The following is a 23728-nucleotide window of genomic DNA, read 5'->3' as shown; positions in this document are numbered from 1 at the left end:
TGGGCCGTGGGTGTCTCGAGGGGAGCTGCAGTGGGCCAGGGTCAGTTGCGCGGTGTGGTCGCTCTCGACGGACCGGCCGGCACCGGCAAGTCCACCGTGGCCAAGCGCGTCGCCATGGCGCTCGACGCGCGCTACCTCGACACCGGCTCGATGTACCGCGCGATCGCACTGGCCGTCCTGCGCGCCGGCGTCGACCCCACCGACGAGGACAAGGTCGTCGCCGTCGCGGACGGCGCGGTGCTGGTCGTCGGCACCGACCCGCAGAAGCCCGGCATCACCCTCGACGGCGACGACGTGGCGGCCGAGATCCGCGGCCCCGAGGTGTCGCTGGCGGTCTCCCCGGTCTCGGCGACCAAGCACGTGCGCGAGCTCCTCGTGGCCCAGCAGCGCGCGATCATCGCGGACGCCCTGGACCACGTCGGCGGCATCGTCGTCGAGGGGCGCGACATTGGCACGGTCGTGTCGCCCGACGCCCCGTTGAAGGTGTACCTGACGGCCTCGGCCGACGCCCGTGCGGCGAGGCGCACCAAGCAGGACAGCGCGGCCGGGCGTGCGTCCACTGTGGACGCGGCGCTGGCCGACGTGCAGCGGCGCGACAAGTACGACTCGTCGCGCGCCGTGTCGCCGATGATGGCCGCGGACGACGCCGTCGTGCTCGACAACACCGACCTCGACCTCGCCGGCACGATCGACGCGCTGATCGGCCTCGTGGAGCAGCGCGGGCTGCGGGTGACCGGGTGAGCGTTCCCGAGGGGACAGCGCTCTGGTTGCTCGACCTCGGACGCTGGATCGGGCGCCACCCCTACGCCTGGCAGTTCCGGCTGCGGGTCCACGGCGCCGACCGCGTACCCTTGAGCGGCGGCGTGGTCGTCGTCGCCAACCACAGCTCGATGTCTGACGGGCCGATCCTGTTCGGGGCACTGCCCCGGCGCGTGACGTTCCTGATCAAGCAGGAGATGTTCAAGGGCGTCGTCGGCCACCTGCTGCGCAAGATCGGGCAGATCCCCGTCAAACGGGGTGAGGCCGACCGCACGGCGCTGGTCGCCGCGCAGTCCGTGCTCAAAGCCGGTGGTGTCGTCGGGATCTTCCCCGAGGGGACGCGCGGCGAGGGCGACGTGGCGAGCGCGCAGAACGGTGCCGCGTGGCTCGCCAAGACGTCCGGTGCGGTGGTGCTGCCGATCGCCTGCCGCGGTACCTACCAGGCCAGGGGCTGGCGGCCCGTGGTCGACGTGCTGATCGGTGAGCCGTTCCACCTTCCCGAGGGGAAGGGGAGAGCGGCCCTCGGCGTTGCCACCGAGCAGGTGCGCGATCGCCTGGCGACACTGGTCGCCGAACTCGATGGACTTCGTGTGAGTGAGGGAAGACGATGACGGACCTGGACGGCACCTGGGAGGACGAGGCCGACTGGTCAGCCTTCGACGACCTCGACGGCGGTGACGGCGAGGAGGCAGCGCCGCCACAGCCGGTGCTCGCTGTGGTCGGACGGCCGAACGTCGGCAAGTCCACGCTGGTCAACCGCATCATCGGCCGCCGAGAGGCCGTGGTGCAGGACGTGCCGGGCGTGACGCGCGACCGGGTCGCGTACGACGCGCTGTGGAACGGCCGCAAGTTCACCGTGGTCGACACGGGCGGCTGGGAGCCGGACGCGGTCGGGCTGCAGGCCTCCGTGGCCGCGCAGGCCGAGCTCGCGATGCGGACCGCGGACGTGATCCTGCTGGTCGTGGACGGTTCGGTCGGCGCGACGTCGACCGAGGAGGCCGTCGCGAAGGTCCTCCGCCGTTCGAAGAAGCCCGTGATCCTGTGCGCCTCGAAGGTCGACGACGACCGGCTGATGGCCGACATCGCGTCGCTGTGGTCGCTCGGCCTCGGCGAGCCGTACCCGGTCTCCGGCCTGCACGGCCGCGGCTCCGGTGACCTGCTCGACGTGATCCTCGAGCGCCTGCCGGAGACCCCGCGCGACGACTTCGGCGGCCGTGGCGGCGGCCCCCGGCGCGTGGCGCTGGTCGGCAAGCCGAACGTCGGCAAGTCGTCGCTGCTCAACCGCCTGACCGGCGAGGACCGCTCGGTCGTCGACTCGGTCGCGGGCACCACCGTCGACCCGGTCGACTCGCTGGTGGAGCTCGACGGTGAGATCTGGCGCTTCGTCGACACCGCCGGCCTGCGCAAGCGCGTGAAGTTCTCCGGCGGCGCCGAGTACTACGCGTCGCTGCGGACCAAGTCCGCGATCGAGACCGCCGAGGTCGCGGTCGTGCTGCTGGACGCGCACGAGCCGTTGGCGGAGCAGGACCTGCGCGTGCTGACGATGGTGGTCGAGTCGGGCCGCGCGTGCGTGCTGGCGTTCAACAAGTGGGACCTGGTCGACGAGGACCGCCGCAACGAGATGGTCCGCGAGCTCGAACGCGGCCTCGTGCGCGTGCCGTGGGCGGACAAGGTCAACATCTCGGCCCTGACCGGCCGCGCCGTGCACAAGCTCGCGCCGGCGTTGCGGACGGCCCTGAACTCGTGGGACACCCGCGTCCCGACCGGCCGCCTGAACCAGTGGCTGACCGAGCTCATCGCCGCGACCCCGCCGCCCGTGCGCGGCGGCAAGCAGCCGAAGGTGCTGTTCGCGACCCAGGCCTCGACCCGCCCGCCGACGTTCGTGCTGTTCACGACGGGCTTCCTGGAGGCGTCGTACCGGCGGTTCATCGAGCGCAAGCTCCGCGAGGAGTTCGGCTTCGAGGGCAGCCCGGTCCGCATCTCCGTGCGCGTGCGCGAGAAGAAGAAGGCCGGAGCCGGCAAGAAGTAGTTTCTCCGGCTGGTTTCTCTGAGTGGTTTCTCCGGGTGACGACCCGGCCGACTGGTTGCCCTTTGGCATGGGGTGCGGTTGGTTGGGTCGGTGGCCGTACGCGTGGTGCTAGCCGACGACGAGGCCCTGCTGCGGCGGGGCCTGAAAGTCCTCCTCGAAGCCGACGGGCGCGTCCAGGTGGTCGGGGAGGCCTCCGACGGCGCCGAACTGGTGGAGGCCACCCTGGCGCACCTCCCGGACGTGGTCCTGGTCGACGTCCAGATGCCGGGCGTGGACGGCCTGGAGGCGGTACGTCGTCTGCGCACCTGGGCCACCCCGCCGGTGATAGCCGTGCTGACCACGTTCGACCTGGACGACTACGTGGCCACAGCCCTGGACCTGGGCGCGCAGGGCTTCCTGCTGAAGGACGCGGAACCCGAGGCCCTGGTCCGCGCCGTGGTCGACCTCGCCGCGGGCGGCGCCGTCCTGGACCCGCGCATCACCGCGCGCCTGCTCCCACGCCTGCGAGGCTTCCGGGCCAACCGCCAACTCGACTCGCTCTCGGCCCGCGAACGCCAAGTCCTCGAACTGGTCGCAGCCGGCCGTTCCAATCACTCCATTGCCGAAGAACTCTGCCTCTCCGAGGCCACGGTCAAGAGCTACGTCTCCACCGTCCTGACCAAACTGGGCGTCGAAAACCGCGTCCAAGCGGCCCTGGTGGCCCACCAGGTGGGCGTGTGGTGAAGCGAGTCCTACGAGAAGCCCTGACCGTAGGCGTCACCACCGGCGTGGTCCTCCTGACCCAGGACCGCCCGTTCACCTGGTCCCTCTGGACCGCGGTAGCGGCCTCCCTGCTCCTCCCGCTGCGCCTCCGCTGGCCCTGGCTGGCTTCCCTCCTGTGCGTCCCGGCGGTAGCGGGCGGCCTGGGCTGGGCCCCGGCCCTCGTAGCTCAATACCGCCTGGGCAGCAAGGAGAAGTCCCTCCCGATCCAGCTCTTCTGGGTCCTCCTGATGACAGTCGCCTCCATCGCTCCGGTCCTGATGACCCAAGCAATCCCCATAGGGCCCTTGCTACTGGCAACAGCCTTCGCCTTCGGCTTAGCCGCAGCCCCCACAGCCCTCGGCGCGCTCATCACCACCCGCAAAGAGCTGACCCAGTCCCTCTACGAAACCCGGCGCGCCCGAGCAGCAGAACTAGAGGCACAGGAGACCTCGGCCCGTGCCGCGGAACGAGCCCGAATAGCCCGCGAGATCCACGACGCGGTAGGCCACCACGCCACCCTGATAGCCGTGGAGTCGGCAGCCCTCGCCGCCACCGCCCCAGACGAGACTGTCCGCGAAACAGCCCAGCGCCTACGAGCCCTGGCAAAGGAATCCCTGGCCGAAATGCGAGCGGCCCTGGGCCTCCTCAACTCCGACACCACCTACCCGTCCCTGCAAGAACTGATCGACAGGGCCCGAGTAGCAGGCGTAGCCGTAACCCTCTCCGAAACAGGCGAGGCAGACCTCTCCCCAGCCGTCTCCAGAGCCCTCTTCCGAGTGGTCCAGGAGTCCCTCACCAACGTGACGAAACACGCCCCAGGCGCAGCCGTGACGGTCACAGTGGACAGAGCCTCACCAGTCCGAGTAACGGTCGTCAACGGCCCAGGAGACCTCCCGTCCCTGACAGAAGGCGGCGGCGCGGGCCTGCACGGCCTCTCCGAACGAGTCCGCCTGGCCGGCGGCACCCTCACCACCTCCTACCGAACGGACGGAGGCTTCAGCGTCAGCGCCGTCCTACCACCCGGTAAGTCGAAGGTTGACGTACAAGACTCGACTTTCGGAGGTGGCGCCTCAGCCACCGCCACCGCATAGTTCTAGGTGTCGGTCGAGGATCGGGGGATCGGTCGGACCGAGGGACGCGGGGACCCGAACTTCGGGTCCCCGCCGTATTTCCGCAGCTAGATGCCCTGGGTGGGGGCCGTTTTTGATCTCCGTCCACCGTGTTGTAGGATTCTTTCTGCACGCCGGGGAACCGGGAGTGTGGCCGGGACGTGGCGCAGTTTGGTAGCGCACTTGACTGGGGGTCAAGGGGTCGCAGGTTCAAATCCTGTCGTCCCGACGGTCGAAGAAAGCCCCTCTGATCTAGGCAAAATGCCTGATCAGAGGGGCTTTTTTGTGTCTCCATTCCGATCATGCTCATGGTCGCGTTTGGGGACCATTTGGGGACCTGAGTGACTAAATGAGTGACTACGTCCTAGCTCGCCATCGGGAACAGGTCGTCCATCGTCCTCGCTGCCTCCAGCAGGATGGGCTTGATCTGGTGTCGGTAGACCGTCTCCGTGATGGTCGAGCTGCTGTGCCCGACCAGGCGAGCGATGACCTCGATCGGGACTCCGTCTGCGGACAGGAGAGACACGAAGCTGTGCCGCAGCTCCCGTGGCGTCCACTCCTTGGGGTTGAGTCCAGCCGCTTTGAGGATCCTTCGGAACTCGCGACGGACGTTGTGCGAGTCGAGCTGTGTGCCCACCTGTGAAGCGAACACGATGCCGTGGTCCTGCCAACGTTCGCCGGCGAGCTTGCGCCTCGCTTGCTGGTACGTGTGGTGATCCCGCAGAGACACAACACACCTAGTCGGAAGCGCGAGAGACCGGCGAGACTTTCGGGTCTTCGTGTCGCCGTCTTCCCTCACAGATCGGAACACGTTGATTGACGGGAGCACTTCGGGTTCTGCGTCAGGCTTGCCGTCGAGATCGACGTTCGGCCAGTCGAGCGCACGAAGCTCTTCCGTCCGTGCACCGACCAATAGCGAAAGTTCGACGTAGGCACGCAACCAAGAACTCTGGGCGGCCTCCAATACGGCTTCTGCCTGTTCGAAGGTGAGAGCCTTCGACGGCCGTCCTGCCTGCCCAATCGGCACCTCGCACAACTGCACGACATTGCGCTTGACCTTGTCGCGCTTCTGAGCCATGCGCACCGACCGGTTGAGGATCGAGTGCAGCAGGCGCAGTGTGCGTGTCGACAACGTGAGGGACAGTTCGTCCAACCAGTCGTCTACCTCGTCGGCTGACAGCTCGCGCAAGTTGCGCTCACCGAGCGCCGGAATGATGTGCGTCTCCGCGAGGCAACGGTAGTTGTCTACGGTCGACTTCGCGCACTTCTTCAGTCCGTACTTGAGGAACGAGTTGACGGCTTCCTTGACCTTGTAGACGTTCGGCGTGATGGGCAGGCCGTCGTCCAGGTCCCGCTGAAGCTCCTTGAGCCTCTCTTTGGCCTCCGTGAACGTCTTAGCGCTGCGCTTGCGGGTCTTCCGCTTGCCGCGCGCGTCGTTCCCGAGGTCGACCGTGGCAATGAAACGTTGGCGAGCCTCATCCCAGTGGATACCGCCGTCGCCACGACTACGGCGCTTCCGCTCGTCCTGGTCGTTACGCGGTTTCGCCATAGTGGACCACCGACTCCTGTTCCAAAAGGCTGACGTAGTCACGAATTGCGGTGGCAGACACAAGCGTTGCCCTGCCCTGCTTCACGAAGCGGAGCCGCCCTGCGCGCATCTGCTCGTAGATCACCGATCGACTCATGGAGAGCAGCACCATCGCCTCTGGGATCTTGTAGAGGTACTTCGTCAGTTCGATGACGTGGTGGGCGTTGCTCATTTCTCCCCCTCAGAGTTCTCGTCGGACTTTGGCTCGGGCAGGTAGCGCGCCCACGCGTCTCCCAGGCCGTTGGGGCCGTCGATGACGTAGCCCTTGAACGTCTTGCCGACGTTCTTGTAGGCGGTGACTTTGACGCCATATGCGCTGAGTTCGGTCGCCAGTTGGCGGGCGTTGATGGGGCGGCCGTAGAAGTCGCCCCACGGGGCTTCTTCCATGCTGTGCAGGACGGCGAGGATTTCGACGGTGCTCATGCGGGTCACGCCGCGGTCGGCGAACACGGTGCGGAGGTCGGAGAGCAGCCGGATTCGGTCGGACGTGGGGTTGGTCTGTGCGGCGGTGACGAAGTGCAGGCAGGCGGCGCGAGCGGTTTCCGGCCAGTGCCCGCCGGCGTAGTCGGCGATGGCGAGCAGCGGTTCCCAGATTTCGGCGGCCCGGTCGGTGACGCCGTCGGGCATGTCGGGGTAGGCCGCGCCGACTCGTTCGCCGACTACCTCCATCCACGTGGCCAGAGCCTCGCGGACTGGGGCGGACTGCTCTTCCACCTTTCGTTCGCGGAACGCCTCGACTCGTTCGTCTGGACGGCGTCGGCGCATGTGGATGGTGATGGCGCGAGTGGTGATCGTGTCGGGCATGTTCCCGGCGATGCCTGCCAGCGCGGCCGGTGCGTAGACCGGGAATCGTTCGATCACCATGTTTCCCGCGTCGCCCTTGCAGCGCGCCACGGTCGCGGAGCGCTTGTATCCGGCGTTGACCAGGGCGCGGAGGTCTTCGTTGCCGCCGCCCTTGTTGTCGAAGATGGCGTCGACCTCGTCGAACAGGATGGTGATTGGTCCTGCGCCGACCATGCGGAACAGCGCGGCCGGGGTGGCGGAGAACGTCATCTCCGGCGTGCGGACCAGGTGGCGGGCGACCTCCAGCACGCGGGTCTTGCCGGAGCCGGGTTCAGCGCTGGACAGCACGACGCGCGGGGTGATGTAGAAGTGTTCAGCGGCCCAGGTGTGGGCGTACCAGAGCGCGAGCATCGGGGCGCAGTGCTCGTCGGGGAAGGCGTTGAACCGCGACAGAAACGCCTGGACGTCGTCGAGGATCTGCGCACCTTCGAGCGTGGTCGTGGTCATGCGGAGGTCTCCTGACTGCTCACGTGGGGCGTCATGCCGCGTTCCGGGCGTCGTCGGCGGCGGCGAGGATGAGTCGGCCGATGTGTTCGGAGACAGCAGGAACAACCGCGTTTCCGAGGGCGTGGATGTCGTCTCGCACCAGCCGACGGGGAACCCCATTAGCCATTCGAGCCAGCGGGGGTTCGGCCGGCCAACGCCGCCGTACATCCGCCGTAGCTGGTTGCAGATCGATTCGCCCTCGCGGCCCGTGTAGCCCTTGAAGTCCCGGGCCACCGGGGTGCGCCACGAGGAACAGTCGGCGTCGTCGGTGTGAGGCACCCAGGGCGCACGCTGAGACAACTGACCATTCGACAGCGAACCCGAGGTCGGAAAGGTCGCTGAGGATGATCGAAAAAGCTTCAGTGTCCCTAAGGAGCGCGGGGACGTTCTCGGCGATGACGTACCGAGGTCGAACAGCGTCGATGACGTCTCGCATCCAGGGCCATCCCCAGCGTTCGTCGGCGAGTCCGAGCTGCCGTCCGGCGACGGAGAACGGCTGGCACGGGAAGCCACCGCAGACGAGGTCAATGGGGGGACGTGACCGGGTTGCCCACCAGTCTGGGGCGGTGCGGACGTCGTCATGGCGGTCAACCTCCGGCCAGTGGTGTTCGAGTACGGAGCGGGCGAACGGGTTGATCTCGACCTGACCGACCACGGTCATGCCGGCGCGTTCCAGGCCCAGTTCCAGGCCGCCGATCCCGGCGAACAGCGACAGCACGTTCACGCCGCACCTCGCACGTCGAACATGGGCGTTGCGGCCGGGGCGGGGCGTTCGGTGCCGGGCATTTGGCGTGGCCGCGTGGTGCCTTCGGTGATGCCGTTGCGGATGGTGCGGCGCACCTTGGCCTCGGTGCAGTCGCACTTGCCGTTGATCAGCGCCTGCGCGGCGGCCATGAGGTGGGCTTCTGCTGTAGCCGGAGGGAGAACGCCGGCACCGACGAGTTGCCCGAGGGCGATGCCCGCGACGAACGCGGCCTTGTCGTGCGTGCCTGAGACGGCCTGTGCGAGCTTGCGGCACTCCCCGTCAACTGCGGCGGTGACGTAGCGGGGCAACCGCTGTGAGGGCACCACAACGGGCGCTGAGACGGCCGTACGCGGCCTGGGAGTGAGGCAGTGGACCAACCACACCGGCAGCGGCAGCGGAACGGCGTCCTGCTCGACGTGGTACTTGCCGTCCGGGGTGATCGATCCGGGGCCGACGACGTAGCCGCCGTGCGCGCGGGTGTCGACCTTCCACCCGAGACCGTTGCCCTGCTCGCCCTCGGTATTGCGCAGCTCCACAGTGGACGGCTCACGGAAGTACAGGTGCGTTCCAGCACGGGCGGTCTCGACCATCCTGGTCTCCCACGGGACGTCTTCCCCCGCGTCCCGGCACAGGGAACGGAAGACGTCGTGGCCGTCAACGATCCCCTCCCGGCTCCAGCGTGGCGGGGGAACATCGGCAGGCGACTTGCGGGTGTCGAGATCGACCACGACCAGGCCGCTCGGGCCGGTCGCGATGCCGATGTTGAACGGCCCCGCCGACCAGCACCGCTCGATCACGTCCAGGTCGACGGTCGCGCGCTGCTCCCACCCGAGGTGTCCGTTGCGGCACGCGCCGGTGCCGGGGCAGCGTTCCGCGCCGTGCAGGGCGGGGCGCTTGGTGTTGGGGTGCAAAGGGAAGACGTAGAAGCCCATCTGTGCGGCGGTGAGTGCGTGGGTCAGCAGCGTGTTGAGCTCAGGCATGGCCAGGTTCTCCCTGTGGTGGAAGAGAAGCGGGGGACGGTGCGGTCACGTCCCCCGCCTGAACTGGGATGTACGGGTCAGTCGATGCGGTGGCCGTTGATGCGGGTGATGCGGCCGTTGATCACGTCGATCTGCATTCCTCCGCCGGGCGCGGCGGGGATGTTGTGCCGCCGCATCAGTTCGTGTGCCTGTGCGGTGGTGTCGGCGACTTGGATACCGGCGCGTTGTGCCTCCGCTTCGGCGTGCCACTGGGCTGGCGTGCCGATGTCGCCGCCGGTGTCGATGTTGGCCGGGCCGTGGAACTGGAACCGGTTGCGGCGTCCCTGGCCGTCGGTGGTCTCGTACTGGCCCCAGGGCTGCGACGCGCCGGACCGGTCGTGCCATCGCTGGTGCGGTCCGTTGAACTGGATGCCGTCACCGGTGTAGACGTTGGCCGCGCCGTGGAAGGTGTAGGTCACGTCCCCGCTGCTACCTGCGCCTCGGTTCTGGTGGCCGCTGCTGTTGGTGGGCGGTGTGGGTGTCACGTCCCCTCCGTGAGCAGGGCGGTTGACGTTCATGGTGAACGGCTCGGAGTTGACTTCGTTCTGGCTGCCGACGTGCGCACCGGGGTGGGCGACGTTGGTGCTGTGGATGGTGTAGCCGCCGGCGTTGTCGCGCTTGCGTTGGCGCTGTTGGCGTTGCTGTTCCTGCAAGTCCGCCACTGCACGGTTCACCGCGTCGTCGATCTCGAACTTGCCGGAGTCACCGAGGCTCTCGTGGCGCTTGTTGTGCAGGCGCTCGACGTCGTCGTCCAGGAACCGGGAGACGTGCTTGTCTCCCTTGGCGGCCCGCTCGCAGAGGTCCAGCAGTGGCTGCATCTCCCGCTCGGGCTCCTTGCGGACCAGGGGGATGGCGTGGAGCTTGCCGACCAGCTCACGCAGCGGTTCGGGCGTGCCGTCCGGGACCTGCGGGGCGGGCGTGTCCGGGCCGTCCATCTCCCGCACGGCCTGGGACACGCACTGCTTGGCGCGGCTGCCCTCGGGGAGCCGGTCGCGCAGCTGCTTGAGGTCGTTGACGGCCTGCTGCGCGGTGGTCTTGCGCCGCGTGACGTTGGTGGCGATGCGGCCCACGACGTTGGCCAGCGGTTCGCCGTCCACGTCCATCCGGGCGTCATCACCCATGTACCTGACTGCGGTGCCGACCGGGCCGTCATCGTGGTAGTGCAGGGAGTCTGCGGTGGGCAGGGCTCCCCACGTGTTCGCCTGCACCGGCTTGTCGGACGGCGCGCCGATGATGGGGTTGAGCTTCGGAGTGGTCACGTCCCCGTCCTGAGCTGCGGTCTCGTCGTGGTGGTCGTTGTGGGCCATGGCGTTCTCCTTGGCTTCGGCGTGAGCCGCGTCAGCGGCGGCGAGTCGTTCGGTGGCGGTGCGGATGGCCTCCGGGTCACCGCTGGCCTTGGCTTCACGGAGGGCTTCTTTGGCGCGCGAGCGCTGCTTGCGGGTGGCCTGGGTGGCCCTGCCGGACCCGCCGTTGCATCGGCGTCCGCCTGCTCTGCACATGTCACGTCCCCTTGCTGTGCAGGGGTTTCGTGCTCAAGGCGTTGCCGCAGGCGGGCGCTGCGTGCGTCGTGAAGAGTCGCGTGTGGACGGTGGTCATGTCACTTGCCGCCATTGGCCACGCACGCGGCGCAGGTAGGGCGGCCAGACAGACTGGGAAACCAGACCTTCTGCGGGTCGGGGATCGTCAGCCCGCACCAGGTGGTGGAGCTGCCGTTCCACCAGGAGCGCGACTTCTCGATGTGCATCGTGTTGTCGGTCATGACGTGGCCTCCGATTCGGTGACTCTTCGTGATGGTCGGTGGGTGTGCGGGATCAACGCGGCAACGTGCTCGGTCGCTGCGATGAAGGAGGTGAGGGAGGGTGTTCGACAGGGGCGCAGCGCCCCGTTTTCACGGGTTTTCGCTGGTCAGACAGACCTGGTTGTGGATCTTCCCTGGTGTTGGTTGCCGCTGGTGAGGGCAGGGATCTGGGGCAGGGAGGCGGTCAGGGGAAAGTCCCTGCGGTTTCGGTGGCTCCCTGACCGCTTCCCTTGCTCGCGACGGAGTGTCGGTGGGTGGTTCTAGGCGCCGCTGGCGTCGTCCGCGTCGCCCTGCTCGATCTCACGCAGGGTGATTGCTTCGTGGACGTGGTCGGCGCGGACGACGCTCTGGCCGTCGCTCTTGCTGATCGGGATCTGGGCCTCGCGCAGGGCGTCGGCGAAGTCCGTGCTGGTCCACTCGCCGTAGTGGCCGGCGTTGAGGTCGATCAGCGCACGCAACGCCACGGCCGTGCGGACCCGCCGTTCGTCACCCAGCACGCGCATGAGGTCGTGCGGGAAGTCCACTTCGGACGACTCGTCCTCGTCGTCGCTGGCGGCCGGGGGGACGTGACCGGCACGCAGCTGCATGGCGCGGTCGGTGACCTCGGTGACCTCGTCGCTGGTCAGGTAGAAGCTGCGCAGCAGGCCGGGCTTGGCCATGATGCCGCGCACCATCGCCGTGCCGACGTCGCCGGGGCCTTCGGAGGTCGCGGCCTCCAGGCTGACCGCGGAGATGCCGGCCTTGTAGGACCCGGTTCCGAGCACGGCGTCGTTGGACTGCTGGTCTCCGATGGCGAAGCAGGCCTTGCACGAGGTCACCGTGGTGACCTTGCGCGGGAGCGACGCGGTGGAGGCCTCCGGCGTGGCGAACATGACCGTGACGGCGTACTTGCGGGCGGCGAACACGAGCTTGGCGACCACGTCGGCCGCTTCTTCGCCGAACTCCTTGTGCATGAACAGCGCCTGGCACTCGTCGATCACGATCACCCGTGGACGCAGGCGGACGTCCTTCTCCGCGAGCTTGCGCGACACCGCCCGCGCGCCGTGTTCCTTGAGCGCCTTGCCGCGCACGTCCAGGTCCGCGTACAGGGCGTTGAGGGTGTCCAGGCAGGCCTTCACAGTTTCGTCGTCCGCGCCCGTGTGCAGGGTCCGCAACCGCGGCTTCATCGGGTCATAGTCGGCGTTCTCCGCGAGCACGAACACGTCCACCTCGACCAGCGGGTCCAGGATCGCCCCGGACACGAGCGTGATGTACATGCTCGACTTACCCGAGCCCATCTCGCCGGCGGCGGCATAGTTCTTCTGAAACAGCTGCGCCACAACGACTTCACCACGGATGTTGATCCCGACCGGGATACCGGTGAAGTAGTCCGCCGGGCCGTCGCCCTCCAACAGCGGCCACGCCTCGACCGGCCCGGACAGTGCGCCCTGGTCGGCCACCCACAGGTCGAGCACGCCGGGCTGTTCCTTGGGCTCGGACGGCCACACCTCGACCGGCAGGCGCACGAGGTTGTGCGCGAACACCGGCTTGCGCTTGACGATCTCCTCCACCGGCACACCGAGCGGCAGCACGAGCTGCATCCGCCAGCCCTTGCCGTCACGGTGCGGCGGCATGACCCAGGTCGGGGTGATGCTGCTGCCCCACCCCTTCTTGAACGCCTCCTTGAGCGTCGGCAGGCCCGCGAGGTGCCGCAACGCGGTCAGCACGGCGGACTCGTCCGGGATGATGCTGCGCCCGTCCGCCGGCGTGGCGTCGGCGTCCACCGCCCACATCGGCAGCGTGCCCCGCTCACGACCGACCGGGATCACCCGCGCCGCCCACGCCAGCGCACCTGCGGCAGCCCACGCAGGCCAGTAGCTGCCCACCGGCGACACGTCCACGACGGTGGACCAGAACCCGGTGACGTCGTGCCACCGGTCGGTCAGCGAGCCCGCGCCCACCACGGCCTGCACGGCGGCGTAGCCCAGCACCAGCACGTGGCCGGACGCGAGCAGGACCACGGCACCGCCGGTCCAGCGCAGGATCTCGATGCGCCGCACCCGGCCGCGCTCAGCAGCACCGCTGCGCCGGCGTTCGAGGGTGTCCTCCAGCTCACGCAGGACACGGAAGTCATCGGCGCTCTTGCCGTTGACGCGCAACGTGGTGATGGCCTGTTCCAGGTCGGTGTGCTTGCGCCGCGCACGCCGCTCCGCACGCCGGATGCGCGACCCCGCCACGGCGTATCCGGCGGTGCGTACGACCGCGCGTCCGGCGGTGCGGGTCCGCTCGTGCGTGGCCCCGGTCCGCACCACGCGCACCACAGCCTTGGTCGCTGCGATCGCTCGCTGGGAGGCCAGGCGCTGGTCGAGCGCAGCACTGTCCTCGTCGGACACGATCTCGCCCTCGAACACCCTGGGCTCGATCTCGCCGGCGGGCCGGTCGGTGGTCTCGGGGGCGCGGCGGGTGTGCAGCTCGTAGACCGTCGCGTCCGGCTGGTCGTCGGGACCGGTCGCGCCGGTCGGGGACGTGACAGTCATCGCTGCACCTCAGACGTGTTGTGGGACAGGTGGACCAGAGCAGCCGCGCCACCGAGAACGAGCACGGGCAGGCAGGACACGAACGTGGTGATCTGCCACGGCGCAGCCGTCATACCGGCGGCCTTCATCAGGTGATAGGCCACCTGCCCGGACATGCCCAGGACCAGGGCGGCGAACGTGGACCACATCGCGAACCGCCGTGCCAGCGGGGTCTTGGTGTGGTCGAGCCAGACCCGCATCGCGAACGCGGCGTAGGCCTCCATCCCGAGCGGGAGCGTGATCGCCGTGTTGATCGTCCAGTTGTCGGCGATACCGGGCAGCGGCGCGACCGGCCCGAAACCCGTCAGCTCACCCAGACCCACCCAGCCACCCCAGATGGCCACGAACGCACCCAGAGCGATCAGGTACAGCGGCACGTTGCGCCACCGGCCCGACTTCGCCGGCGCGCTGGTGACGTCAGCGTCCTCGACACGTGCGTCACGAGGGGACGTGACATCCACCGGGGCCACAAGGGGTTCCACGGTCCCGGCCGGTTCTGCGGCCGGGCTGCCCTCGGGCACGACGTCGGTGTCGTCCTGCGCGGTGGGAGCGTCCAGAGCCGGGGACTCGTCGGGCTGGTGGTCGCCGGCGTCCGGCAGGACCGGGGTGGTCACGACGTGCAGCCGCCGTTCAGTCGCCGGAACCGGGGTGAACTCGACGGTCCCGGTGGCCGGGTTGAAGCCGGTCGCCTTCAAGTACTCCAGCGCCGCTTTGGCCTTGTCGTGTCCGACGTTGAACGTGGGCTTGATCTGGCGCGCTGACGGCCATTCCCCGAGTTCGGTGGCCAGCGTGCGGACCTGCTCGATGATCTTGTCGAGCTTGGGCGGGTAGGCGCTGGTCATCGAACTGCCCCCTGACTGGCGTGAGCACGGCTACGGGTGTGGTGCCCGAACAGCGCCGGGCGGTGCGACGGGGAGGAGAGGCGGCGCAGGGCGGTGGCCACGGCCAGACCGGCGATGGCGAACACCACGAACTGAACGCCGGGGTTGTCTGCCGTGGCGTGCACGGTCAGCCACAGGCCCAGGCCGATTCCACCGGCGGTGAGCAGCAGCTTCCACAATGCGATCACGGCCAGGAACGCCAGAGCCGTAGCGGCCAGCAGGACGGGGGTGGGAAGGGAGGTCATCGCACGTCCTCCGCGTTCTCGTTGCCGCGCAGGGAGGTGACAGCGTGGGAGAACTCCGCTGCCAGCCCGCACGCCTCGAAGTAGTCGGGGTGCGAGTGGTCGGCGGTGATCAGCGCGAGCAGCTTCACGCCGCACTCGAACCAGCCGGCCACGGCGTCGGCGGGTGCCGTCAAACCGGGGTCGAGCAAGCGCCACGCGGTCAGGACGTCGCACAGGTTCAGCGGTGCCGTGATGGGCTTGAGAGTGGTCGTGGTGGACACTGGAGTAGCCCTTTCGGTCTGGTGATCGATGGGTGAGAACCCGGACCTGCGGTGTCTTCTTGGCCGGAGTCGGCCGCAGGTTCGGGCGCAGCTAGACAGCGGCGGTGAGCAATGCCGCGACGAACAACCAAAACCAGTGCCACGACTGGTCAAGCGCGTAGGCACCGGTACCTAGCGAGGGGTTGTCGTCGCGGTCTGCGCGAGGGACACCGAGCCGGTAGAACTCGGTCTTACCGAGCCGCGCCACCAGTCCAGCGAGCGTGAAACGCCTGTCCGCCCAGTAGTGCGTGACAGCGGAGACGGCCTGACCGACGACGAAGCCCGCCGGAGTGATGGCCAGGTCGAGCAACGTCCACAACAGACCGACCACCATCGCCGTGATGACGGTGTAAGACAGGACGTGAGCGGCGCAGGCAACGCGACCGGCGTGGCCGTGCTGTCCCTTCGTGGCGGCCTGGTGGCTGGTCTGCGCCCAGTGGTCAGCCACGTTGTGGGCGACCAGCAGCGCGGGCAGTACAGCGGCGAACGTCAACGCGGTGCTCATCAGGCGGCCTCCGTCCCGAACGGCGCGGGTGCGATGGGCTTAAGCGTGGTTGTGGTGGACACTGGAGTAGCCCTTTCGGTCTGGTGATCGATGGGTGACAAACCCGGACCTGCGGTGTCTTCTTGGCCGGAGTCGGCCGCAGGTTCGGGGCAGTCAGAGCCGGACGGAGATCTGGCGGTTGACCGGGTGCCGCAGCAGGTCCCGCGCACCGATGGGGCAGTCGAGGCTTGCGACGCACTCCACGGGCCAGAAGGCCTGGTTGTCGGCGTCGATCGACTTCTCACCCATGACGCGCCACCAAGTCGCGGAGTCGCCGGGGTAGTCACGGGTGACGACATCGCCGACCTGTACGTGGCGCGCTTCGATCACCGGGGTGCCGCCCCACGAACCGATCCCGATCTTGGCGGCGGCGTCGGTGATGATCTCGACGTGGTCGAACGCCACGTCCACGGAGCCGTAGAGGATGTCCGCGAGCGGCACCCAGGTAGCGGAGGCAGCGTCGTCGCCCGCCACGGCAGCCGGGGCCATGTCCAGAGTGGACATGTAGGCCACGGAGACGTAGCGGCCACGCGGGTCGCGGTCCGGAGCGTCGTAGAAGTCCACTCGGCGAAGCGGGGCGATGTCGAGACCGGTCTCCTCGACCAGTTCGCGCCGCGCTGCTGCGAGGCTGGTTTCGTTGCCCTCGACGTGTCCGCCCGGCAGAGCGAGGCTTCCACGGAACGGCTGCTTGGCGCGCTCGATCAGCAGGACGTGCCAGCGGTGCGACACGCGAGCGAGCAACACGACATCGGCGGTGAAGAACGTTTCGGCGGTACGCATCAGGCGGCCTCCGTTCCGAACGGCGCGGACGTGATGGCCTCGACGTGCAGCACGCGCACCACGGCACCCAACGTGCGGCCTTCGATGCGGCGGTACATCTGGGTGCGGGCCGTGCCGTCCAGCAACGCGGACGTGGGGACGAACGGCAGCTCGGCCAACTCGTCCTCCACGGCCTCGATCAGCGCGTCGATCGACGCCTCGTTCAGCCCGTCCGGGCTGTGGTTGCCCTGGTCTTCCGTGGTGCTCATCGGTAGTTCCTCCCATGTGTTCGCCGCCACATCCGGCGACAGGGAGGACGCTAACAGTTGTTATGTGAGCAGGTCAACTGTTAGCTCAAGACCCCGCTGAAAATTGGCTTCTACCTGCGAAGATGCTGGTGAGTCGACTGTTTGGCTGCTGGTATGCTCCGACCTAACAGCAACTCACGGCTCGGAGGTCGCATGTCAGGCGAGGGTCCTCGTGTCGCACGAGGCGAGGCCGGCTACCAGCAGGTGGCGCGCAACATCCGCAACCAGATCGCTGCTGGCGGGCTTCGTGATGGGCAGGCGCTGCCGTCCACGCGTGACTTGGCGAACGAGTGGGGAGTCAGCGTCTTCACTATCAATCAGGCGATGGGGCTTCTGATCGACGAAGGCTTGGTGATCAGCAAAGCGCGTGCTGGTCGTGTCGTGAACGCGCCGGATCAGCTGTATCGCACGGAGATGCGCACCGCCGCGCCGCACGTCCTCCTTATCGGTGGCTATGCGGGCAGCGGAAAGACGGAGCTGGGCAGGATTCTTGCTCGTGCTACCGGTTGGCCAATGCTTGATAAAGACACGCTGACTCGCCCTGTCGTCGAGGCTGCTCTGGAAATCTTGGGACTCTCTCCGAATGACCGAGAGTCGGAGTCTTATCTTTCAAAAGTGCGACCTCGGGAGTATGAGGCGCTGATCAACTCCATGACGGAGAATGTGCAATGCGGTAGTAGTGCAATCGTCACCGCGCCGTTCATCAGGGAGTTCAAGGATACGGCGTGGTTGAGTCGTATCGCTGCTAGTTGTGCTGACATGAGCGCCACGCTGACAGTGGTTTGGGTCTACTGTGATCCTGCAACGATGCACACCTACATTCGTCACCGTGGGGCGGCTAGGGATGCGTCAAAGGTGGAGAACTGGGGTGACTATCTAGGTGCGATTGATATCGACTTCCGTCCGCCTGTAGCGCACGAGGTTATCGACAACAGTGCATCCGGCGTTCCCCTTCAAGCGCAGGCGCGCGAGCTGATTGCGCGAGTTACGGATCAGGGTTAAGGGGGAGTGGTTCATGTCTGTCGCTAGGATTCTCGTTAGCCGTGAAGACGATGACCAGGCCGGGTACGAGTATCTGCGCGCTGTTCCTGGGCTGGAAATCGTTGAGTATGATCCTAATAGTCTCAATTTGAGTGAATCGCAGCGGTCGGTTGAATTGCTTATGCCGCCGTATCGGGGGAGTCATCGACCGCTCGACCTGATCGAACTTCTGCCGAACCTGCGGATGGTTCAGCTTCTCTCTGCGGGCGTGGACGAGTGGAGGCCCCGCGTACCCAAGCATGTGATGGTGGCTAGCGCGCGTGGCGCGCATGCTGGGCCTGTGTCTGAGTGGGCCCTTTCAGCGATTCTGGCGCAGTTGCGCCAATGGCCTGCGTTGGTGAGGTTTCAAGATCAACATACCTGGGCTCATCGCAAGTTTGATGCCGAAACTCTCGCGGGGATGCGCGTTCTCATTGTCGGTGCGGGAAGCATTGGCATGGCGATTGCGCGAAAGCTCGACGCTTTCGGGGCCGAGTCAACGTTGGTCGCCAGCTCTGCTCGGGACGGTGTGCATGGTCCTGACGAACTGCCGCAGCTTGTAGCGGGGCACGCCATCGTGGTTGTTACGACACCTCTTACTGACGCGACGATTGGCCTCGTCGATGCCAAGTTTCTAGCTGCCATGGACGATGGCGCGTTGCTTGTAAACGCAGGTCGTGGTCAGGTCGTGGATACGGATGCGCTGGTTCTCGAACTGCAAAGCGGTCGTCTCAGGGCAGCCCTTGACGTGACCGACCCAGAGCCGTTGCCTGCCGATCATCCAATTTGGGACTGCGCTGGAGCGATTGTCAGCCCACACGCTGCTCGAACCGTTCCCGGCACCAACCGACTCTGTTACCAGGTGGCGGCTAGGGAGATCGCAACGTTCCTATCGGGTGGCACGCCGTCGAACGCGGCCTACCTCTAAGACTGCTGTAGCCGGGAGGGGGTTCCCCAGGTCGGTAACTGCGGTAACTGCGGTAACCGCGCAGGTCAGACGGTTACCGCAGAGAGGGCGGTTACCGATCGGTGCGGCAACCTGGGTACCTCGGCGACGTGTGGATGGGAACTGTGTTCCGCCGATGGTGGGAACGTCTTCGCTGGTGAAGAGACTGCGACCGGGCCGTTGATGCTATCCAGACATCACGCCCCCTCCGGCTTCAGCGCCTATGTCGTCGGAGACGACGTGGTTACCGTTCTGATCGGTAACCGGACCTCTATCGGTAACCGTCTGACCTGCACGGTTACCGCAGTTACCGCAGTTACCGATGTCTGAGAGGCACGGGGCAGCCATCCGGCCGCTGAGTGCGACAGGTGGAGTGGGGCCGGCGCCACACGGGATAGGAGCGGCGGGCGCTGTTCGCCTCTGAGACGCCCTGGGGTGCCCCCGAGAGCGATGTCGGCGGGTCGAGTTGAGGTGGCCGCGGTGTCGAGGCGTTAAGCCGACAAGCGTGCTCTCAGTGCGGGTCCACATTGGATGCGTCGGGTGAGTGGCTGAGTGACAAACTGAGTGACAATCCCGGCAGACCACCTCGGACGTGCACGGACGTCAACGCACTGTTGCAGCTGGTCGTGTGCTCTGTCCGCCCTGGACGATTAGCCCTGCAAAGTGCCTGGGGGTCAAGGGGTCGCAGGTTCAAATCCTGTCGTCCCGACGGTCTGAATCAGCCCGCTGATTCTGGGTGAAGGCCCAGTTCGGCGGGCTTTTTCGTGCGCTCGAAACGATCTTAGCTTGATCATTGTTTTTCAATCAGCTTGAAATGGCGTCGTCTGCCGTGAACAGGTTGTGGGTAGACGGACAAGGCGCGGCGATGTCGTGAACGTGCGCGCAGCTTCACGTGTCGACCTGTGGTGCGGTGGCGCCGCCGCACCGTGGCTGGGGATCACCGCGTCGACGACGAACCTCGCCGCGTGTGGACTGCTGAGCTGGCTGACCTATTCGTGTCTTTGATGGCCGGAACGCCCTGTGTGTACGCCGCTTGATCCTCCGGCGGCCAGTTGTTAACGTGCGCACTCGCTTGTGGCGCAGGTCACAGAACGGCGCGTGAGGTGCCTGGATGCGTTCTTTGAAGTTCGTGGTGCCCGTGATCGCGCTGCTCGCTGTGGCGTGCGGCTCGCCTGCTGCCGGGCAGCAGGGCAAACCTGTTGAGAGCGCTCTCGTGGGGGTCACCATGCCCACGACCAAGTCGGAGCGCTGGATCAGTGATGGCGACAACATCAAGCGCGACCTCGAGGCGCGGGGGCACAAGGTCGACTTGCAGTACGCGCAGAACGATGTGCCCACGCAGGTGAAGCAGGTGCAGAGTCAGATTGCCGCTGGGGCCAAACTTCTGATCATCGCCTCGGTGGACGGTTCCGCGCTCACGGAGCCGTTGGCGATGGCCGCGGAGGCCGGGATCCCTGTGATTGCTTACGACCGGCTCCTGCGCGGTAGTCCGAATGTCGACTACTACGCGACGTTCGAGAACTTCCGGGTTGGCATCTACCAGGCCGAGTCTTTGCTGACCGGGCTGGGGCTTCGGGGTGTCGACGGCAGCCCTGGGCCGGAGTCCGGGCCGTTCAACGTCGAGCTGTTCGCTGGGTCTGCGGACGACAACAACTCGGCGTTCTTCTTCAACGGCGCGATGTCTGTGCTCAAGCCATATGTCGACGACAAGAAGCTGGTGGTGCGCAGCGGGCAGACCGACTTCACGGCGGTGACGACCCTGCGGTGGGACGGGGAAACCGCCCGCAAGCGCATGGAGGAGATCCTCACCTCGGCGTACAAGCGGAACAAGGTCAACGGCGTGCTGTCGCCCTACGACGGGATCTCGCTCGGAATCCTCAAGGCGCTCAAGGACAACGGCTATGGTCCCGCCCTGCCGGTCGTGACGGGTCAGGACGCCGAACTCGACTCGGTGAAGTCCATCATCGCGGGGGAGCAGTACTCGACGATCTACAAGGACACCCGCGAGCTCGCGAAGGCCACGGCGTCGATGGCGGAGGCTGTGCTGAAGGGGCGGACGCCGCCGCAGCTCAACAACCTCAACGACTACGACAACGGCGTCAAGATCGTCCCGGCGTTCCTGCTCAACCCCGTGAGCGTCGACAAGGCCAACTACCACGCGATCCTGGTGGAGTCCGGGTACTACACGGACGACCAGCTCCGCTGACCGGTCATCGGCGAACATGTGTTTCGGCGCGTCGATCTGCGCCGGAGGAAAGAGTCGCGGGACAGCTGGTTGGGCGCGGTGCGCGGAACGAGATCACAGCGACCGCTACGAGGAGCTGCACCGTGAAGACCACGGTCTGCGTTGTCGGCGAGTAGGCGTTCAGCACGGCCGCCGTCGCGTTGACTCCGAAGTGGACGGCGACGGCCGAGGGCACCCCGCCCAGTTCGTAGGCGTACCCGGTCAGCATCGCCATCGGGAACACGCTGAGCGAGAACAGCAACCCGCTCCAGCTCAGCAACCCGAAGCCCGCCTGCACGGTTCCCGTCATGAAGAACAACGGCAGGTGCCAGACCGCCCACGCCGCACCGAGAACCAAGCCGACGCGGAAGCGTCCCATCTTCTCCAGCAGGCGCGGGTAGGCCGTGCCGCGCCAGCCCGGCTCCTCGGCGAGCGGGCCGCCGACGAGCATGCTGACGAAGAACGGTGCCGCGCCGCCGGCGGTCGCGATCAGCGCCGTTCCCGCGTCCAGGTTCAGTGCCGGGCCGCCGAGTGCCTGCGCGAGCACCGCGCCGCCGGCCACCGTTGCGACGGCCAGGACCAGGAGGGGTAACGCCCAGAGCAGCCGGGTGTTCAGGCGGAACCTGACGGCGTGAACGGGGACCGGCCCGCGGCGCAGTCTGACCGCGATCGCGCCGAAGACCGGGCCGAACCCGCCGAGCAGGAACGGGATCACCGTCGGGAACGTCGTCGGCGGCTGCCCGAGCGCGATCGCGACGAGCCAGCAGCTCCACGTGGTGACGAAGGTGACCGTGAAGAAGGTGGCGAGGCCGCTCTTCCTGCCTGCTCGCACGGTGTCGTTCATCTCTGCTCCCTCAGATCGATATCAGATTCGGGAACATTATCAGAGATGATATCGATGTCGAGCCCCTCAGCGGCCCAGACGCGCTACCAGCAGGTTCGGGTCCTGCGCGGTGAGGTAGGCGGCGCTCGGCACGTAGACGGTCCGGCCGCGCACCGCGATCGAGGTCGGGCCCTGCAGGCCGTCGGCGGCGGTCAGCACCACCTCGTGCGTGCCGTTCGGCCTGACCAGCGCGACCTCGTTCACGGTGTCCAGCGCGGCGATGATCTCGTCGCCCCTGCCGGTGAACGCGAAGTCGTCGATGCCGGTCAGGCCGGTGGCGGCGACCTCGACCGCGCCCGCGGTTCCATTGGCGCGCAACGGGATGCGCAGGACCGTTCCCCGGTCCAGGTTGGTCACCCACACCGCGCCGCCGTGCAGCTTGAGGCCGTTCGCGCCGAGGAAGCCGTTGGGCCGGAGCTCCTGGCCGGACGACCAGACGGTCGCGCCGCCGGTCGTCGGCACCTTCCACACGGCGCCGGTGGAGTCGGCGACGTAGAGGGTGCGGGTGCGCTCGTCGAGCGCGAGACCGTTCGGCAGGCTCCCGGCGGGCAACGGCGCGATGCGGCGCGGTGTGCCGCCCGGACGCAGGCTCCACACGCCGGTGAGGTCCGCGGTTCCGGTGGCGTACAGGAAGTACAGCGTGCCGTCGGACGCGCGGTCGATGCCGACCGTCAGCGGGAAGCCGAGTGCGGGCGTGCCGGTTCCGCCGTCCGCGGGTGCGGGGAGCGTCGCCAGGATCCGGATCTCGCCGTGCGGGGAGATCTCGGCGATCTGCCTCGCCTTGGCGAACGCGACGTACGCGGTTCCGTTGGGGGACAACACGATGCTTTCCGGCGTCTGCCCCTTGGCCAGGTCGAAGTGCTGGACGATGTGCGGCGCGCACAACGCGGCGGCCTGGGCCGGTGTGGCGGCGAACGTGGTCGCGGCCAGGATCGCGGCGACGAACGCCTTGCGGACGTGCTTCGCGGACATGGTTTCCTCACTGTTTTCGGGCATGCGGCAGCGCCGCACCCTGCTGATGTGACTGCTGTGCGGGCGTTCTAGCCCTGGATCAGGTGAGCGAGCAGCGACAGCGCGGCGTCCGACGGCGAGCCCGGTCGCGCGGTGGCGACGACGATGTTCGGGCCCGGTCCGTTGCTCAGGGTCTGCTGCGCGACGACCAGCGGTCCGACGAGCGGGTGCCGCATCTCGTACTCGGCTGTGGCGCACGCTTTCACGCGGTGGTCGGCCCACATCGAGGCGAAGTCCGTGCTCTTCGCGCTCAGCTGCCCGACGAGCTCGTGCAGCGCGGCGTCGTCGGGGTGCTGCCCCGCCACCAGGCGCAGGTTCCCGACCACCGCCTTGGCCTTGCCGTGCCAGTCCGCGTACAGCTCACGCGTGTGCGCGTCCAGGAACACGAGCTGGGCCATGTTCGGGCGTTCCGCGACCCGGTCCACGGCGGTGAGGTCGAGATGTCCCGCGAACAACGCGTGTCCGAGCCTGTTCCAGGCCAGCACGTCGCTGCGGACGCCGAGCACGATCGCGGGAACGTCCGCCAGCGCGTGCAGCAACTGCCCGGTCGTCTCCGGCACGCGTTCGGGAGCGGGGCGGCGCCGGCGGGCCTGCTTCGCGGGCTTCGCCAACGTGTGCAGGTGCTGCCGCTCCGCGTCGTCCAGTCGCAACGCGGTGGCGAGCGCGTCGAGCACCTCGGGTGAGGCGCTCGGGGAGTGCCCCTGTTCGAGCCTGGTGTAGTAGGAGACGCTGACTCCGGCCAGCTGCGCCAGTTCCTCCCGCCGCAGCCCCGGCACGCGGCGCCGTTCGCCGTAGGTCGGGACGCCGACGTCCTCCGGGCGCAGCTGCGAGCGCCGCGTCTGGAGGAAGTCCCCGAACCGTGCCGTTCCGCTCATGGAACCGAGTATGGGCTCGGCCGAGGCGGGTTACCTCTCCCAGCCGGGGATACGCAGAGCC

At 67.5% G+C, this 23728-nt stretch carries 24 protein-coding genes, 1 tRNA gene and 1 pseudogene; 9 read left to right on the top strand and 17 right to left on the bottom strand.

Features of this window, described 5'->3' with window-relative positions; all coding sequences use genetic code 11:
- The first annotated feature begins 54 nt into the window (after positions 1-54).
- The 6 genes from cmk (at position 55) to ACQEU1_RS14655 (ending at position 4867) form a co-directional block, all read left to right on the top strand.
- Complete coding sequence (cmk, locus tag ACQEU1_RS14680) at positions 55-741, top strand: (d)CMP kinase (protein WP_433211497.1); 687 nt, start codon at positions 55-57, stop codon at positions 739-741.
- A complete protein-coding gene (locus ACQEU1_RS14675; protein ID WP_433200874.1) occupies positions 738-1370 on the top strand; it encodes a lysophospholipid acyltransferase family protein in 633 nt (210 codons plus the stop codon). The genes cmk and ACQEU1_RS14675 overlap by 4 nt, the downstream gene beginning before the upstream one ends.
- Positions 1367-2788: a ribosome biogenesis GTPase Der gene (gene der, locus ACQEU1_RS14670; protein ID WP_433200871.1), complete on the top strand. Its 1422-nt coding sequence runs from the start codon at positions 1367-1369 to the stop codon at positions 2786-2788. Before ACQEU1_RS14675 ends, der begins: the two co-directional genes overlap by 4 nt.
- Before the next feature lie 90 nt (positions 2789-2878).
- On the top strand, positions 2879-3511 hold the full coding sequence (locus tag ACQEU1_RS14665; RefSeq protein ID WP_433200868.1) for a response regulator: 633 nt from the start codon (positions 2879-2881) through the stop codon (positions 3509-3511).
- Complete coding sequence (locus ACQEU1_RS14660) at positions 3505-4620, top strand: sensor histidine kinase (RefSeq protein ID WP_433200865.1); 1116 nt, start codon at positions 3505-3507, stop codon at positions 4618-4620. Before ACQEU1_RS14665 ends, ACQEU1_RS14660 begins: the two co-directional genes overlap by 7 nt.
- Before the next feature lie 173 nt (positions 4621-4793).
- Positions 4794-4867, top strand: a tRNA-Pro gene (locus ACQEU1_RS14655).
- A gap of 135 nt (positions 4868-5002) precedes the next feature.
- Here ACQEU1_RS14655 and ACQEU1_RS14650 read toward each other — a convergent pair.
- From ACQEU1_RS14650 to ACQEU1_RS14585, 14 genes and pseudogenes are all read right to left on the bottom strand, one after another.
- Positions 5003-6187, bottom strand: coding sequence for a tyrosine-type recombinase/integrase (locus tag ACQEU1_RS14650; protein ID WP_433200862.1), 1185 nt, complete (start codon positions 6185-6187; stop codon positions 5003-5005).
- On the bottom strand, positions 6171-6398 hold the full coding sequence (locus tag ACQEU1_RS14645) for a helix-turn-helix domain-containing protein (protein WP_433200859.1): 228 nt from the start codon (positions 6396-6398) through the stop codon (positions 6171-6173). Before ACQEU1_RS14645 ends, ACQEU1_RS14650 begins: the two co-directional genes overlap by 17 nt.
- Entirely contained in the window at positions 6395-7834 is a 1440-nt protein-coding gene (locus ACQEU1_RS14640; RefSeq protein ID WP_433200856.1) for a DUF3631 domain-containing protein, read from the bottom strand. Before ACQEU1_RS14640 ends, ACQEU1_RS14645 begins: the two co-directional genes overlap by 4 nt.
- 19 nt (positions 7835-7853) lie before the next feature.
- Positions 7854-8216 (bottom strand): annotated as a pseudogene (locus tag ACQEU1_RS14635) (DNA cytosine methyltransferase); the annotation flags it as partial.
- A 59-nt stretch (positions 8217-8275) separates the two neighbouring features.
- Positions 8276-9280, bottom strand: coding sequence for a bifunctional DNA primase/polymerase (locus ACQEU1_RS14630; protein ID WP_433200853.1), 1005 nt, complete (start codon positions 9278-9280; stop codon positions 8276-8278).
- Between the two features lie 77 nt (positions 9281-9357).
- Complete coding sequence (locus ACQEU1_RS14625; RefSeq protein ID WP_433200850.1) at positions 9358-10818, bottom strand: hypothetical protein; 1461 nt, start codon at positions 10816-10818, stop codon at positions 9358-9360.
- 98 nt (positions 10819-10916) lie between these two features.
- Positions 10917-11078: a hypothetical protein gene (locus ACQEU1_RS14620; RefSeq protein WP_433200848.1), complete on the bottom strand. Its 162-nt coding sequence runs from the start codon at positions 11076-11078 to the stop codon at positions 10917-10919.
- A gap of 299 nt (positions 11079-11377) precedes the next feature.
- Entirely contained in the window at positions 11378-13633 is a 2256-nt protein-coding gene (locus ACQEU1_RS14615) for a zonular occludens toxin domain-containing protein (RefSeq protein ID WP_433200845.1), read from the bottom strand.
- Positions 13630-14514 carry an ABC transporter permease gene (locus ACQEU1_RS14610; RefSeq protein WP_433200842.1) on the bottom strand — a complete coding sequence of 295 codons (885 nt, stop codon included), beginning with the start codon at positions 14512-14514 and terminating at the stop codon, positions 13630-13632. Before ACQEU1_RS14610 ends, ACQEU1_RS14615 begins: the two co-directional genes overlap by 4 nt.
- Positions 14511-14798 carry a hypothetical protein gene (locus ACQEU1_RS14605; RefSeq protein ID WP_433200839.1) on the bottom strand — a complete coding sequence of 96 codons (288 nt, stop codon included), beginning with the start codon at positions 14796-14798 and terminating at the stop codon, positions 14511-14513. Before ACQEU1_RS14605 ends, ACQEU1_RS14610 begins: the two co-directional genes overlap by 4 nt.
- Positions 14795-15058 carry a hypothetical protein gene (locus ACQEU1_RS14600; RefSeq protein WP_433200836.1) on the bottom strand — a complete coding sequence of 88 codons (264 nt, stop codon included), beginning with the start codon at positions 15056-15058 and terminating at the stop codon, positions 14795-14797. The genes ACQEU1_RS14605 and ACQEU1_RS14600 overlap by 4 nt, the downstream gene beginning before the upstream one ends.
- A 91-nt stretch (positions 15059-15149) precedes the next feature.
- Positions 15150-15602, bottom strand: a complete 453-nt coding sequence (locus tag ACQEU1_RS14595) for a DUF3307 domain-containing protein (RefSeq protein ID WP_433200833.1) — start codon at positions 15600-15602, stop codon at positions 15150-15152.
- Between the two features lie 153 nt (positions 15603-15755).
- A complete protein-coding gene (locus tag ACQEU1_RS14590; RefSeq protein WP_433200830.1) occupies positions 15756-16421 on the bottom strand; it encodes an NUDIX domain-containing protein in 666 nt (221 codons plus the stop codon).
- Entirely contained in the window at positions 16421-16669 is a 249-nt protein-coding gene (locus ACQEU1_RS14585; RefSeq protein WP_433200827.1) for a hypothetical protein, read from the bottom strand. Before ACQEU1_RS14585 ends, ACQEU1_RS14590 begins: the two co-directional genes overlap by 1 nt.
- A 192-nt stretch (positions 16670-16861) precedes the next feature.
- Here ACQEU1_RS14585 and ACQEU1_RS14580 point away from each other — a divergent pair, with 192 nt between their 5' ends.
- The 3 genes from ACQEU1_RS14580 (at position 16862) to chvE (ending at position 20880) form a co-directional block, all read left to right on the top strand.
- Entirely contained in the window at positions 16862-17710 is an 849-nt protein-coding gene (locus ACQEU1_RS14580; protein WP_433200824.1) for a GntR family transcriptional regulator, read from the top strand.
- 13 nt (positions 17711-17723) lie between these two features.
- Positions 17724-18656, top strand: a complete 933-nt coding sequence (locus ACQEU1_RS14575) for an NAD(P)-dependent oxidoreductase (RefSeq protein WP_433200820.1) — start codon at positions 17724-17726, stop codon at positions 18654-18656.
- A 1129-nt stretch (positions 18657-19785) separates the two neighbouring features.
- Positions 19786-20880: a multiple monosaccharide ABC transporter substrate-binding protein gene (gene chvE, locus ACQEU1_RS14570; RefSeq protein ID WP_433200817.1), complete on the top strand. Its 1095-nt coding sequence runs from the start codon at positions 19786-19788 to the stop codon at positions 20878-20880.
- 4 nt (positions 20881-20884) lie between these two features.
- Here chvE and ACQEU1_RS14565 read toward each other — a convergent pair whose 3' ends face one another.
- From ACQEU1_RS14565 to ACQEU1_RS14555, 3 genes are all read right to left on the bottom strand, one after another.
- The gene (locus ACQEU1_RS14565; RefSeq protein WP_433200814.1) at positions 20885-21742 is read right to left on the bottom strand and encodes a lysostaphin resistance A-like protein; all 858 of its coding nucleotides are present in this window, start codon (positions 21740-21742) and stop codon (positions 20885-20887) included.
- A 66-nt stretch (positions 21743-21808) separates the two neighbouring features.
- Entirely contained in the window at positions 21809-22753 is a 945-nt protein-coding gene (locus ACQEU1_RS14560) for an SMP-30/gluconolactonase/LRE family protein (protein WP_433200811.1), read from the bottom strand.
- Between the two features lie 68 nt (positions 22754-22821).
- A complete protein-coding gene (locus ACQEU1_RS14555; protein ID WP_433200808.1) occupies positions 22822-23667 on the bottom strand; it encodes a helix-turn-helix transcriptional regulator in 846 nt (281 codons plus the stop codon).
- Positions 23668-23728 lie beyond the last annotated feature (61 nt).

The sequence above is a fragment of the Lentzea sp. CA-135723 genome (genome assembly GCF_050936595.1).
Lineage (GTDB): Bacteria > Actinomycetota > Actinomycetes > Mycobacteriales > Pseudonocardiaceae > Lentzea.
Note: the sequence above shows the minus strand (reverse complement) of the source record. Positions and strands in the feature narration are given on the sequence as shown.